Source organism: Hymenobacter sp. YC55 (genome assembly GCF_029433095.1).
GTDB lineage: Bacteria > Bacteroidota > Bacteroidia > Cytophagales > Hymenobacteraceae > Hymenobacter.
In genome coordinates this window covers 125,297-137,781 of record NZ_JARNTX010000007.1, presented here as the reverse complement: position 1 = coordinate 137,781, position 12,485 = coordinate 125,297, and the positions used below count along the sequence as shown (strand labels likewise).

The 12,485-nt window shown below is 58.4% G+C and carries 16 protein-coding genes; 6 read left to right on the top strand and 10 right to left on the bottom strand.

Annotated elements, in window-relative coordinates; genetic code table 11:
• The first annotated feature begins 107 nt into the window (after window positions 1–107).
• Window positions 108–515: a transposase gene (locus P1X16_RS27570; protein ID WP_277235815.1), complete on the top strand. Its 408-nt coding sequence runs from the start codon at window positions 108–110 to the stop codon at window positions 513–515.
• Window positions 512–1,399, top strand: a complete 888-nt coding sequence (locus P1X16_RS27565; protein ID WP_277235813.1) for an IS3 family transposase — start codon at window positions 512–514, stop codon at window positions 1,397–1,399. The genes P1X16_RS27570 and P1X16_RS27565 overlap by 4 nt, the downstream gene beginning before the upstream one ends.
• Before the next feature lie 80 nt (window positions 1,400–1,479).
• Here the strand turns inward: P1X16_RS27565 and P1X16_RS27560 are convergent, their stop codons facing one another.
• Window positions 1,480–1,848 carry a BLUF domain-containing protein gene (locus P1X16_RS27560; RefSeq protein WP_277235811.1) on the bottom strand — a complete coding sequence of 123 codons (369 nt, stop codon included), beginning with the start codon at window positions 1,846–1,848 and terminating at the stop codon, window positions 1,480–1,482.
• 336 nt (window positions 1,849–2,184) lie between these two features.
• Entirely contained in the window at window positions 2,185–2,601 is a 417-nt protein-coding gene (locus P1X16_RS27555) for a hypothetical protein (protein ID WP_277235809.1), read from the bottom strand.
• A gap of 343 nt (window positions 2,602–2,944) precedes the next feature.
• Here P1X16_RS27555 and P1X16_RS27550 point away from each other — a divergent pair, with 343 nt between their 5' ends.
• Window positions 2,945–3,280, top strand: a complete 336-nt coding sequence (locus P1X16_RS27550) for a hypothetical protein (RefSeq protein WP_277235807.1) — start codon at window positions 2,945–2,947, stop codon at window positions 3,278–3,280.
• Window positions 3,281–3,468: 188 nt separating this feature from the next.
• On the opposite strand, the gene P1X16_RS27545 is transcribed toward P1X16_RS27550, so the two are convergent.
• The 3 genes from P1X16_RS27545 to P1X16_RS27535 form a co-directional block, all read right to left on the bottom strand.
• Window positions 3,469–4,056, bottom strand: a complete 588-nt coding sequence (locus tag P1X16_RS27545; RefSeq protein ID WP_277235805.1) for a hypothetical protein — start codon at window positions 4,054–4,056, stop codon at window positions 3,469–3,471.
• A gap of 11 nt (window positions 4,057–4,067) precedes the next feature.
• Window positions 4,068–4,322, bottom strand: coding sequence for a hypothetical protein (locus tag P1X16_RS27540; RefSeq protein ID WP_277235802.1), 255 nt, complete (start codon window positions 4,320–4,322; stop codon window positions 4,068–4,070).
• A 693-nt stretch (window positions 4,323–5,015) separates the two neighbouring features.
• On the bottom strand, window positions 5,016–5,291 hold the full coding sequence (locus P1X16_RS27535; protein WP_277235800.1) for a hypothetical protein: 276 nt from the start codon (window positions 5,289–5,291) through the stop codon (window positions 5,016–5,018).
• Between the two features lie 328 nt (window positions 5,292–5,619).
• Here P1X16_RS27535 and P1X16_RS27530 point away from each other — a divergent pair, with 328 nt between their 5' ends.
• Window positions 5,620–6,654: a cyclic nucleotide-binding domain-containing protein gene (locus P1X16_RS27530; protein WP_277235798.1), complete on the top strand. Its 1,035-nt coding sequence runs from the start codon at window positions 5,620–5,622 to the stop codon at window positions 6,652–6,654.
• A gap of 550 nt (window positions 6,655–7,204) precedes the next feature.
• Here the strand turns inward: P1X16_RS27530 and P1X16_RS27525 are convergent.
• Entirely contained in the window at window positions 7,205–7,747 is a 543-nt protein-coding gene (locus tag P1X16_RS27525; protein ID WP_277235796.1) for an STAS/SEC14 domain-containing protein, read from the bottom strand.
• A gap of 312 nt (window positions 7,748–8,059) precedes the next feature.
• Window positions 8,060–8,761 carry a carboxypeptidase-like regulatory domain-containing protein gene (locus P1X16_RS27520; RefSeq protein ID WP_277235795.1) on the bottom strand — a complete coding sequence of 234 codons (702 nt, stop codon included), beginning with the start codon at window positions 8,759–8,761 and terminating at the stop codon, window positions 8,060–8,062.
• Window positions 8,762–9,190: 429 nt separating this feature from the next.
• Here P1X16_RS27520 and P1X16_RS27515 point away from each other — a divergent pair, with 429 nt between their 5' ends.
• Window positions 9,191–9,529, top strand: coding sequence for a hypothetical protein (locus P1X16_RS27515; RefSeq protein ID WP_277235793.1), 339 nt, complete (start codon window positions 9,191–9,193; stop codon window positions 9,527–9,529).
• Window positions 9,530–10,231: 702 nt separating this feature from the next.
• Here the strand turns inward: P1X16_RS27515 and P1X16_RS27510 are convergent.
• Entirely contained in the window at window positions 10,232–11,104 is an 873-nt protein-coding gene (locus tag P1X16_RS27510; RefSeq protein ID WP_277235791.1) for an alpha/beta hydrolase, read from the bottom strand.
• Between the two features lie 125 nt (window positions 11,105–11,229).
• Between P1X16_RS27510 and P1X16_RS27505 the strand changes: the two genes are divergently transcribed.
• Window positions 11,230–11,640, top strand: a complete 411-nt coding sequence (locus P1X16_RS27505; protein WP_277235789.1) for a hypothetical protein — start codon at window positions 11,230–11,232, stop codon at window positions 11,638–11,640.
• Window positions 11,641–11,737: 97 nt separating this feature from the next.
• Here P1X16_RS27505 and P1X16_RS27500 read toward each other — a convergent pair whose 3' ends face one another.
• Both P1X16_RS27500 and P1X16_RS27495 read right to left on the bottom strand, forming a co-directional pair.
• On the bottom strand, window positions 11,738–12,154 hold the full coding sequence (locus P1X16_RS27500; protein WP_277235787.1) for a hypothetical protein: 417 nt from the start codon (window positions 12,152–12,154) through the stop codon (window positions 11,738–11,740).
• A 100-nt stretch (window positions 12,155–12,254) separates the two neighbouring features.
• Window positions 12,255–12,470, bottom strand: a complete 216-nt coding sequence (locus tag P1X16_RS27495) for a hypothetical protein (protein ID WP_277235785.1) — start codon at window positions 12,468–12,470, stop codon at window positions 12,255–12,257.
• Between the last annotated feature and the right edge of the window lie 15 nt (window positions 12,471–12,485).

Below are 12,485 nucleotides of genomic sequence, written 5' to 3'. Positions count from 1 at the left end.
GGTATGACGGGGGCCGCTTCATGATGACGCCTCCCGAGCAAAAGCATGGCAACGGTGTGTCTTGTCCGGAAATAAGTTGACAGTTCTTCACTCTTAAAACTGTTCTTATGCAAGACCACCTCCAAGATCTGCTGCAACGCTTTCAATACAGCGAGCAACTCCGAGAAACGGCCGTGTTCCGGATCCTCTTCGGCGGCGAAGATCCCAGTCAAGTCATGGCCGACTTAGATATTCATAACAGCTATACGCTGCGAAACTGGGTGAGCTTGTACCAACGCAAGCCCCAAACGGGCCTGCTTACCTTACCTGCCATGACGCACTCACAAAAGCAGGATATGCAGGCCCTAAAGCAGCGCAATGCCGAACTCGACCAGGCTTTGCAGCAGGCTAATCTCTTGATTCTGGCGCTGAATACCATGATCGAGGTGGCAGAGAAAGAACTCAAGATCCCGATCCGAAAAAAGTCTGGTACCAAACAGTACAGAAGCTCCGCTACAACGAGATTGCCAAGGTGAGCGTCGCCCGCCTTTGCCAGCTGTTTGGTGTCAGCCGACAAGCCTTTCACCAACGTGAACACTACACGCAGCACGCCCACAGCCATTCCATGCTCGTCTTGGACTTGGTGGTGGCGCTGCGCAAGCAAATTCCCGGGTTAGGAACGCGCAAACTCTATCTGTTACTACAGGAGCCTTTTGCGCAAAGCGGGATTCGAATGGGACGCGATAAACTGCACAATTTGCTGCAAGCCCATGGCCTTACGCTCCGGCACAAGCGGTCGGCACCCAAAACCACGAACTCCGCGCATGGCTTGCAGAAGTATCCTAACCTGCTGTCCGATCAGCTCATCACGGCACCACAACAAGTGTGGGTCTGCGACATTACCTATCTGTGTATCGGGTTGGGCTTCGGCTATTTATCCTTGATCACCGATGCCTATTCCAAGCTGATTGTGGGCTACTGTCTGCACCCAATGCTGACCAGTGAAGGATGCTTGCGGGCGCTGGAGATGGCGCTGCACCAGGAACGGCCAAAGGCAACAACCCTGATTCATCATTCGGATCGGGGGAGTCAATACTGTAGCTTTCAGTACATCCGTACGCTTCGGGAAGCTGGCATCGCGATCAGCATAAGCCGATACGGAGACCCCTACGAAAATGCGATTGCCGAGCGGGTAAACGGCATTCTGAAGACGGACTTTCGACTGAATCAGGTCTTTGCCAGCTTTGAAGAGGCCGCTCGGGTAGTGGAAAGAAGCATTCAGAACTATAACCATCTGCGTCCCCATATGAGCTGTGACTACTTAACGCCCGCAGCTGCGCACGCTAATAATCAACCGCTGAAAAAGCATTGGAAACCCAAGCGCTATAACAGCCAAAAAGTACCCCTTAAATCGAGCTAATTTCGTTAATATCTTACCGTCAAAACTGTCAACAAAATTTCAGGATCGGACAACGGTCAACTTTTTTCTGGACGAGACACTTACCGGATACTGGATTGCGCTTGCGCAGAGAAAGCGGTGAGCAGGGTCAGCAGGTGCGGATGGGTGATGGGCACCTGGGGCATAACTAAGTGCTGGTGGCGCGCTTCCAAGTGGGTGAGGAGCCAGTACATCTCTTGCGGCTCGGCGGAGACGAGCGCCATGCGCCAGTCGGCGAAAAAGCGCAGCGGACTTGGGGCATGGCGCAGCGTGGTGACGTGGTAGTGGCGCGGATCGGCTTGGATCTTGGCATAGAGGGCCTCGACAGGGTACACCGCGCCTTCGAGCAGTTGAATGAAGCAGCCGTCCCCGTAGCAGAGCAAGCCCGTAATGGGGTGCTGTTCGTTATAAAGCTGCGCTTCCTGCAGCAAAAATCCGTAAGCTGCTCCTCGCCGAAGGCCGTAGTGGCTTGGCTGCGATACAGCACTTGGTGTACCGGCTCGCCGAGGTGCGTCAGCCGCTCGTCCAGGCTCAGGTCGCCTTGAACGTAGTGCTCGAGCAAGAGCAGCTCGGCGGGCGGCGTGCGCTCGCTCAGGGCCAACGTCCAGGTCAGCGCGCGCTGGCGGCGGGTTTCTTCGACTGGCTCCTCCATAGAAGGAGGGTATACGGCTCCCCGTTGGCCGCGATGCGCTCCCGAAGTAGTTATCGCCATGACTTTTGCGCGCCTACGGACGGATAGACGCGAGCAGAGAGAATCACGCGAAGGGTTACAACGCTTGGCGCAGCCACGCCCCGGCAGCGACCTCGTCGTCAAATATGTGGTAGGTGACGTCGCCTTCATGGGCGTCGTTGATCACGCGATGGGCCGAGAGCCGCGCGTAGACGTCCTGCGGCAGGAGCACAGCCACGAGCCGCTCCCGGTGTCTACTTGGAGACGCTTCCTGCCACCGCTCCCGGATGTAGGCCAGTTCTTGCTCGGTAAAGGGGGCCAGGGCTCGTTGATCAGAGAACACCTTGTGCCAACCCCGCCGCAGGAGCAAGTGCGTGAGGTGGGTAAGCAGGGCCTCAAACTCACGAAACACCCGTTTACCGGGTTTGTAGTGCACGATGGCATACCCATGGGCATGTTCGCTGAGGCGGCCGACGGGATTTTCGAAATACACGGTATGCGTCGTAAGCGGCATAAAAAAGCGAGAGAGAGGCTAGCACTTGGCCGCCCGCCAAGCTGGTGGCAGGGACGCCCGGAATATCCGTGAGCGCCGGATAGCGAGAAGGTAACCCCCCGCTAAAGACAAAAAAAGATGCTGTTTTGCGCAGGGAGCCCCGGGGTGGGTTTGCAAAAGACCCGTCGTAAGCTAGCAGCTGGTTCGGTCATGCCAGCTGGCAACTAGACTTTCAACGAACTACTCCGCGTCGGCGGCGAGCACCCCGGGCGTCTACTCGGGGCATCCTGTGCTGACGGGTCCCGTATAGGGCTTGCTCCATGCCAAGAGAACGGGTGGGGGTACCTTATTCCGCTTCTCCTTTATGTCGCTGTTTTCCTCGCCTACTGATCTGATCCACGCTTTACGCACTATTTATCAGCACCTACTGCTGCTCCAACCGCTCACTCCCTACAGCACGGCCCGTTTAGCTCGGCTGGCCGACCAAACCGAGTACTGCTTGACGCAGTGGCCGCGGCCGGCGTGGCCCCAGTACTCGCGCCAAGGCGAGCTCGTTCCCCCGTACTCGCAGGTTCACCGCTGGGTGCAGCAAGCCACGCACTTACTGGCGGCCTTGCCGGCAAGCTTGTGCGAACAGACACTGGAAAGCTGGCAGCAGGCCGCTTATTTGCTGCGCCGTGCGCTGCGCCTGCTCACCTAGTACCCAACCGCAGTCGTCCGTCCGTTACCCAGGCCGCATAGCGCCTAAAAGCAGAAGCCACCGAAATAACCTGTCGGTCCCACGCGAAGCCCTGCGTAACTGTTTTACGTAGATCAAGCGGGCCGCCTGGCAAAAACTATCTCTCGCGGAAGGGCGCAAACTTCGTTAAGGCGGTAAAAGTCCGACCCTCAGCTGTTCCCGGTCTGAGGGTTAGGGGATGGACTCGCCTGTAAGGTGGCTTCGAGCGTCGCCGTCAGGTAGGTGTGCAGCAGGTTCCACGAGCCCGGGGCGACCTTACCCGGTCGGGCTAAGGCTTGCGCCTGTTGTTCGAGCAGGTGGATGCGCTGGCGCAGGAATTGGCCGGGCAAGGGAGCCTCGGTATAGGCCTGCAGGGCGCGTAGATTGCGAATCGTGGCCACCAGCAGCTCGCGCAGCGTCAGGTATTCAGGTTCGGCGAGCGGAACCGGTTGCGCGTGCAGGCGCGCGAGCGTCTGCCGCAGTTCGAAGAGGAGGGTGGCGTACATAAACCAAGAACAGGAAAGAGACAATCGCAGGTAGCCAGGGCGGGTAACCACGCGGACTACTTTATCGAGCAGGTAAGCGCTCGCCCTGACGACGAAGGACTTGACTGGGGGCAGGATGATCTTGGTACGCTCCGCCACTAAGGGCAACGTTACGTGGTTACTAAGGTGCTTTACTCGCCCAACGCCTCGGTCCCCAGTGATTTTGCCTACTCGGTGCGCTGCTGGCGGGGCCGTGGGGGCCAGTCCAACCACTAGTTCACCCCTTACAGGTTGGGTAGTTGGATCGCGCTTACGTACGCTTCCAGGGGAGCTGGATTGACGAAGGAGCGACAGCGATGTTCGTGGTAGAATTCTTCTTCATAGTAGACCTCCACGAAGAAGCTAGCCAGGTAGTAGAGGCTAAAGCGGGCGCCGGTTTCGTCGAAGCGTTTGGTCAGGTACGTCCCCTCCATCAGCACCAGGGTCAGCTGGGCGCGCGGGTTGAGGTGGTTGAAGGCCGCGAAGGAAGGCAAGGGCATAGCGCAGGCAACGAAAAAGTCTGGCCCTGGTTAGGCCTTTTTAGCCGGGTTCCAGAGCCGCTCTCTCCCGAGCACGATGCTTTAAAAGGGGCCCTTGCGAACGAACTAAGTTGGTACAGGGCTCTGCTCAACAGGGGAGTGTTAGGTCAATGCTCAAGCTGAAAACCGGATACAGGTGTTGGGTGCCTTTAGTCTCGGGTAAAACCCGAGGTCCTGCTGGCCCGAGCAGCTTTCGCTGCCCTCGAGGAAACCCGGGCGGCGTTCGCTCCCTCTTTCAACTACGACCACCACGAGCGACGGCACTCGGCGTTTGCCTACGAATGCGCCCATTCCCCGGTGAGCAACAACCTCTTTTAACGAAAGCCCATTCTTTCTCAGCTAAGCCGAACCCCTCCTTACCGAACTACGTCACCGCCAACCCGACTTGCCGACGCGGTTAGCGGTGACGTAGTGGTGGGGGGCTCGTTGGCCGAAGCCAACGGCCCGTAGCACGGGGGCCCGCCGTGTTCGATGCACCGGGCGCGTTCGGTGGTAAGCTAGGCCGCACGGTCGATGGCCTGCCCGACTGGCAATCCCTCTGGCGCGAGCTTACCCCGCATCGAGGGCTCGGGGAAGGCGTCTGCCGTGCCGCTCACCTGCTCGGGAGCTACACTTTAAGGAAGGGCCAGCCGTGGAGAAGGGTTTTGGTTACGATTAGCTAACAGCGGGTAAGGCAAGGGACTCCGTAACCTCCAAGACGGTGCACATTTTCAACGTAGTGCCTAGTAGTTGGCAGATCGCCTTGGTATCGTCCAGCGCTTGTTCCGGACTTTTAGCGCGATGCGCTACCGCATTAACTGGCAAAGGCAGGCTGGTAGCTTGCTCCGTCGTTCCTAGAATGTGGGTGTAGCCGTAGTCGGGACCCATTAAGGTGTGACGGACTTTGCCTTGCATGGCGTCGGTGTCAAAAATAAGTAGCGTGTGCTTCATATGATCTGATTGCTGTTGTGTAGCAACTGAGCTCGTAGGCTCAATAGGTAGGGAAAAATTTTTTACTAGTCCAGCACGTAACGCCCAGCCGCCTTTTTGGAGCCAGTAGGAGGCTACCGGCCAAGAAGTACGGAGTGCTTCCCCTCAAGTCGAGTGGGGAACGCGGGGCAAACTTCCGGGATATAATTTCCCCTTCCTATGATTGGCGTCACTGCGGGGCTTGATTTCAATCAAGCGCGAGATGATTGAAATCATCTTGCCTTATCTTCGTTTGCAGGGACGACTAAAAATTGTCTGCTGTGGCACATACCTCCTCTCTTCGTTTAAGGTGAAACAACTTCTCTTACTGCACTCCCAAGAGGAGCCGCGCCGCGCTATCGCTTCCTTATTGGGCTTAGCGGGGTACGAGGTGGTCTCATTCAGGGCGGGATATCAGGGCGTGGAATCGGCCAAGCACCGCCCACCGGATTTGGTGGTATGCGCGGTGGAATTGGCCGACGTCGATGGCTATGGCGTCTTGCAGTTGTTTCGGTGCACGGCTTCGCTGGCCGCTATTCCTTTTATTGTCCTGGGTCCTACGGCGACTTGGACCGACATGCGTCGGGCCATGGAAGCCGGCGCAGATGATTATCTTTCCCTGCCCTTCGTCGCGGGCGAACTCCTGCGGGCCATCGCGGGGCGTCTCACCCGCTTTTCCCTGCTGCCGGCCGAGCAGACAGCCCCCGGACCCGAGGGAACGTCGGTAGCGGAATCCTTATCTTCGCTGGTCACGGATCAGACGCCGCACCTCGTGGCTCGTCGGCACAGTGTGTACCGGGAGGGAGAAATTCCGAAACGGTTGTATTTTATCGAATCGGGCCGGATTAAAGCGACGAAGACCACTTCCTTTGGCAAAGAGCTAATTACCAGCTTCTACCAGCCCGGGGAATTCTTCGGCTACAAGGCCTTACTGGAACAGGCGTGCTACCAGGAATCAGCCGTCGCCGTGGAGGACTGTGTGCTGTTCTACGTCCCGGCGGCGGACTTTCTCCACCTGGCGCGCTTGCCCGAGGTAAGCCAGCAATTCGTTCGCTTGCTCGCCGGTCGTAAAAGCGCCCGCGAGCAGCAGTTGCTGGATATGGCCTACCAGTCCCTGCGGCGCCGCGTCGCGAATGCCCTGTTAGTGCTGCACCACCAAGGGGGAGGGGAGGCGGCGGCTTCTGTAATTCGCGTGTCGCGCGAAGATTTAGCCGCCTTGGTCGGCATCGCCCCAGAATCGTTGAGTCGCACCTTGAGTGAGTTTCGGCGAGATGGTCTACTAGAAGTTCTCCCGCAAGGTATCCGCTTGTTGCAGCCCGATTATATGCGGCAAGCCGATTGGTAAGGCCAGTATATACCGGTGGCCGGTGTCGGCCTGCGGTGGGCGCCGGTGCGACCCAGCCGGTTCCGCCAGGTCCCGGTCATCTACCCCGGCACGTAAGGTAGCTAGACCGCGCAGCCCAGGGCGTTCGGGTCGGCGCGGCGGTAGTCAAGATGCGCGTACCCCCCCGCGCAGGCAAGCCACTCGCCGCGGGTCACCCAAAAAGGCAGGCTTTCTCCAGCCGGGGCCTGCCTTACAAGGAAGGCCTTATATAGCTTTACGGCAAACCGAATGAAAAGTGCACAGAACCAAGGCCCGTTAAGGGCAGTACTTGCGGGCCTCTGCTCTCGGAGCACGGCGCAGACCGGCACATCTAACTTCGTTCTGGTTGGGCAGGCGCGGTCCCCTTCCCCTTGCCGGCCGAGGGCGTACCCCACCCGCCCGCTGAACTTGGCCGGCAGAGCAGCGAACGAAAAGAGCGGAAAAAGTGACCCTGCCCGCGCGGCAACGCGCCGCTCCTGGCGCCTACGAGCAGGAATTGCGGGAAAGCGAACCAGTGCTTCGCCTTCTGGTCCTAGCCCGTCACTTGCTCGTGCCGCCTGCGGCAAGCAGGTTCTCGCCGGGAGCAAGCTGTTTTCTCGCGTAAACGGTGCAGTTCCTGCTCGAGCTGAGCCTGAGTGGCCGCCGACCGGGCCGGCGTGGTTTTCGGGGGGCGGTTCGGTCGCAGGTGCTGGAGCCACGTAACAGCATCTTCCAAGTCGTCGAAGCTATAGAGGATGGACCCCGGCAACCAGTTGATGAGCGTGTGCACCACGTTGCGCCCGCGCATGGTGGGCGAGCACACCCATGCCAGCTGTTCGACTCCGGCCAAAGGCAAGTGGGGCAAAAACTTCCCGGCCAGCCAGGCTGCCACGCTCCAGCTCATGCCCGTTACCTGCGCATTACTGTTGAGCACCCGGGCGTAGGGGCGGGGCAGGAAGCAGTCGGCGAGGGCCAGGCACGCGTGTTGGACGTCCGACAACGTCAGATCGCCTTCCCAATCCAGAAACAGCCACTCGTTTTGGGCATCGTAGTAGATTGAAAGGCAAGGGGTTCGACCTAAGAGAGGCAAACGCATAGAGGGGGCATAAAAGAGCGGGTGGGCAGACCTTGGACCTGGAAGGGAGGCCGTTTGGCTGCTGGCCGGGTCCTACCCGGGCCTTTCTGCATAAAGTAAGCCCGCTGGTATGGCCAGCGGGCTTTGCGTACAACTGGCCACTCTAGATCAGCTCCGCCGTAGGCGCCTTTAAGAGCCGACGCGCCATCGCCACGTTGGGATTACGAATGAACCGCTAGATAAATAAACGTTTCGCCTTTCAATGAGAGCTTGAGCACGTGCAACTGCTTGGGCAAGGCGAGCAGAATGTCCTGAATGGCCAACTGGCCGCGGCTAGAACTGCCACCAATGGTGCTTTTTGGTTTTGGTTTCGCGGGGCAGCAGCGTCACGTTGTGGGTGCCGCGGCTGGTGAGCTGCACCTCCTCTTCGCTGTAGCCAGCATAGCCGTACTGCAACACCGGCGTCTGGGCGGCGGGCACGAGCAACACGTAGTTGCCGGCCGCATCGGTGCTCACGCCCCGGCCACTGACTTTGTCGATGACGGTGGCCCCGACCAGGGGCTTCCCGTTCTCGTCGAGGATGCGGCCGCGCACGCTGCTCAGGCGCAGGGTCGAGGCGGCACTGGTGCTGGCGCTGCTCTCAGTAGAGGCCAGCAGCTCGGCGGGCAGCTCGGTCACGGTCACGGTGGAGGTGGCTTGCTCGTTGGTGGGCAGGGAGGTGCCGGCGAACACGGCGCCGCCGAGCAGAGCACTGCCAGCGACCAGGGAGGTGGCGCGGCGGCGGAAGCGCTGAGGCTCGGTGCGGATGAGCTCGAACTGGCGAGCCACCCAGCCGAGGGCCTGCACCTGGTGGCCGGCCTGGTTGAGTTCGTAGTAGCGCCGGAGCGTGGCGTCGCCGTGCTGGCTGTTGGCTTTGAGGTAGGCGTCGACCGCAGCGGTGTTCTGGCTGGTCAGGTCGCCGCGCAGGTACGCGTCGCGGTAGGAGGGGAGCAGGTCGCCGGTAACGGGATGAAAGGGATGAGCACTGAGTTTCATAAAAATAAAGAGAGCAAGTGGTGTGGTAGGTACTGGAGAACAAGAGTAAAGATAAAGAAATCACTCTTAAATAATTGTACTTAATTTATATATTATAACTTTAATTATAATTCTGCAGTGTATCTTTCCGATCGCTGAACGTGGTCTAAAACCCGTCTAACAACGAGAATTACTTGTCAAAATAAAGCATAGGACAACAAAATAGTTATAACATCACGACGAAACATTCTTTATATTATGCAAATAAACTGGACCATATTTAGAATATAACACAAAAATGTCCCAGTGTGGGAAAGTAACTTAATTGCTTTTAGTAGCAGGCTTGAGTTTATATCTACTTGTATTATTTTTATTCAGATATTTAAGTTGGGTTGCGTCCTTTCCTACTGTGCGTGTTTTGCGCTTTTTCCCCTTACTCTACCGCCCGCTTTGCCTTCTATCCTGCTTGCTCACTTACGCCACACGCTTGCGCGCCTGCTCACGCAACGCACCACGGTCTATTCCGCTCTCGATCGACAAGAGCTGCGGCAACTGCTCGCTTCTACCATTACGGTCTTGCACCAGCTGTATCCGGTTAGTGTCTCACCCGCGCAGCGCTACGCCCTGCTGCAAAACCTGAACTTGCTCGAACAACAGGCCCTGGCCTTAGCGGCCCCCGGCGAGGTCGCGCTCCGCACCTGGCAGTTCTTGCACACTTCTCTTAGGGCGACCATCGAAGCCGCCTTAGTAGACGACGCGGCGCAGCGCCGAAACCGCAACAACGCCTAACAAGAGCGAACTAGTCGCCCCGCCGAAAGAAAAGTGGGGCGACTAGTTAGGTACTACGTTTCTCTACCAGCCGCACCATCCGTTTCAGCCTGGCGAACGTGAGGATTCCGGTACCACTTTCTTGCGCCAACAAGGAGGCGACAGCAGAGGAAAGCTAGTCCTTTTCTTTGAAATAGCGTATTGTACTGTCAGCCAAGCTACTTAAATTCGTGCATTCTCTCAATTACAGAAACTGTTTTGAAAGAATACAATGGCTTAGCCATTAATTAAAGTGCAAAATCTGCTTTAAGGCCTGACTGCTTCAGTCAGGCTTTTCTACTAACAAGCAACACACTTCACGCTCCCACTCAAGTCGGTTAGCTAGACAAGCATTACGTGCGCTTCACGACAGACAGGGTCTGCTTTCGCGACGCACTACGTCTTCTTCCACGGTGACAAATGAGGGCGAGCCGTCTTGGCTTCCTCCTCTCTGCAGTAAGGCAACTGGCGCATGGCCCGTACGAGCTCGCTCCTGACCGCCTTCACCTGGCAGCTCTCGCCCGTAACAGGCCACCAGCATCTGCCCGGGCAGCTTCACCTCCCCTTACCGATTTGTACCTGCTGCCCCTGCTGCAAGCCTTTAGCTACTCGTAAGCCGGGCACTGCGCAGTGCAAGCAACCTCCACGCCGCTACAGGGTAGCTGACGCCGTTCTACTACGGCCTTACGCCAGAAAGGCTTCCATCGCGCGCAAGGTTTCCAGCGGCGCGCTCAGGTGGGGGCAGTGGCCTGTGGCGTTCAGGGTGACCAGCGTGGCCACGGGTAGATGCCGGGCTAGATAAGCGCCCACTTCGGCCGGGGCGGCTACGTCCTGTTGACACTGCAGCACCAGCGCGGGCTGGCGTAGCCGCGCCAGATCGGGCCGATTGTCGGAGAGAAACACCACCCGGGCAAACTGCTGGGCAATAGCCGAATCGGTTTGGCAAAAATAGGTGGCTAGTTCCTCCCCCAGGGAGGCTGGGTTGGCCGGCCCCATCAGCAGACTGGCAAACAGGTTGGTCCAGCTGTGGTAGTCTTCGTCCATCAGGGCCAGCAACTGGTGCACATCGTCCACCTCGAAGCCCCCATAGTAGTCGGGCTCATTCAAGTAGTAGGGAGAGGGCGCGATCAAGACGAGTTTAGTGAAGTAACGGGGAGCCTGGGTGGCAGCCAACAATCCAATCATGGCTCCCACTGAGTGGCCGACTATGACGGCGTCATGTAGCTGCAGAGCCTGACAGATGTCGACGACGTCTTGGGCATAACCTGCCAGCGTGGCGTACTTGCGCTCATCGTAGGCACTCAAGTCAGACTCCCCACTCCCCACGTAATCGAAGAGAATGAGTTGATAGCGTGCCGCTAGGGTGGGAATCATATGGCGCCAGATTTGCTGGCTGCAGCCAAACCCGTTGCAGAGCACCATGGCGGGCTTACCTTCTCCCAGCACGCGCACGTGGTGGCGACGCAGCAGCGTCTGGTTGGCCGCCGCTTCGGCGGCAACCGCTGGCGTATCAAGACTAACAGGTGCTGAAGGAGACGAGAAAGAAGGAGCTAACAAGCAATACGTTGGGTATAATTTAACTATACCGCTAATATTGTACTTAAAAAATAAAAATGCAATTTTAGGAAAATATATTTTCGTTTTCACGCGCTTCCGTCCAGGCTGTCTACTTTTGGGATCCTATGTCCGTGCCTTTACCGGTTCTCTATTTCGACAATCCGATGGGGCGTATCTTTGCCCACCCCGATGGGTACGCGCTGCTGCGCTACCAAGCCGGTCACCGGACACTAGCGGACGTGCACGATTTTCTAGTGCACACGGGGCGGCTGCTGCAGCACCGTCGCTGGCTCAAGTTCCTGAGCGACCAGCGCCAGCTCACGCCGTTCACGGAAGCCGAGCGGGCCCTGATTCTCGACTACTGGCAGGCCCGGCACTTCACGCTGGGTCCCACGGTTGGCGCCGTATTAGCGGCCCTCGATACGGCTGCGCATCGCTCCTTTGTCCGCGTGTGGGACGAAGCCCATGGGGCCTTGCGCTATCGTCTCTTCGAGAACGAAGCCGAAGCCGCCGCTTGGCTTGTGGCTCAGCCCTGAAGCGCGCATCAATTAATTCACCGTCCTAGTAACACATGCTCCTAGTCCACTAGCTGACTACCTTGTCAAGCCCGCTGCGCACCTGCCCGTGGTGAGACTACGTGCGTTGCTGGCAGGTGCGCAGCCAGTCCTCGGCTTCGGCCACCGTGTGAAACAATTGCAGTTCGAGCTGCCCCACCACAGGCTCGGGAAAGGTCAGGGTCAATACATCCACCCGCGTGTCGGCCTGCACGACGTGGGCAATGTAGCGCAAGCCCAGGCGTAGCGCGTGGGGCAGCCAGGCCTGCTGTAACCAGTCGACGGAATCAAACCAGGGGCCGCGTAAGGCCACGTTGTCGTTGAGCAGGTAGGGGCAGTGCAGCGGGCCAGCCGTGGCCAGGTACGCCTGGGCCCCGCGCATGGCTTCGAGCGGGTCCACGTAGCCGCCCCAACGGGCGCGCAGCCAGCGCTCGGTTTCATCGTAGAAGAGGGTGCACCAACTCCCGTCGGCATCCGGTAAGGTAAACAAGTTCATGAACAGGCAAGAGCCGCAAGAAGCGAGGAAGAACCCGTTCGTTTCCGACCAGGGCGAGGGCCCAAGATAGAAAAAGTGCCTAACTCCTCCCTAACACGCTTTATTCCATTCCGCCAGTAAGAGCGCTACGCCCAGCGGCGGCATTACCCATCAATAGTCGGCCCGCGCAGCGACTGTCCTGGTCCAGGGTGCCCTGCAAGGATAGCAGCATGCGTACCCCCAAGCGGGTGCTGGCAAGCAGCCCCGAGCGCATGTGCCCTCGCTGCACCACGTGGCAAATAGTCCGATAAGGATTAACCGGAGGCGGTTTTCGCAAGGTTATGACTTGTCC

Bases quoted from the DNA above. Each gene is read 5' to 3' on its own strand.
- P1X16_RS27535 (WP_277235800.1), bottom strand. From the start codon at position 5,291: ATGAAGCACACGCTACTTATTTTTGACACCGACGCCATGCAAGGCAAA.
- P1X16_RS27520 (WP_277235795.1), bottom strand. From the start codon at position 8,761: ATGAAACTCAGTGCTCATCCCTTTCATCCCGTTACCGGCGACCTGCTC.
- P1X16_RS27555 (WP_277235809.1), bottom strand. From the start codon at position 2,601: ATGCCGCTTACGACGCATACCGTGTATTTCGAAAATCCCGTCGGCCGC.
- P1X16_RS27550 (WP_277235807.1), top strand. From the start codon at position 2,945: ATGTCGCTGTTTTCCTCGCCTACTGATCTGATCCACGCTTTACGCACT.
- P1X16_RS27525 (WP_277235796.1), bottom strand. From the start codon at position 7,747: ATGCGTTTGCCTCTCTTAGGTCGAACCCCTTGCCTTTCAATCTACTAC.
- P1X16_RS27540 (WP_277235802.1), bottom strand. From the start codon at position 4,322: ATGCCCTTGCCTTCCTTCGCGGCCTTCAACCACCTCAACCCGCGCGCC.
- P1X16_RS27500 (WP_277235787.1), bottom strand. From the start codon at position 12,154: ATGAACTTGTTTACCTTACCGGATGCCGACGGGAGTTGGTGCACCCTC.
- P1X16_RS27570 (WP_277235815.1), top strand. From the start codon at position 108: ATGCAAGACCACCTCCAAGATCTGCTGCAACGCTTTCAATACAGCGAG.
- P1X16_RS27505 (WP_277235789.1), top strand. From the start codon at position 11,230: ATGTCCGTGCCTTTACCGGTTCTCTATTTCGACAATCCGATGGGGCGT.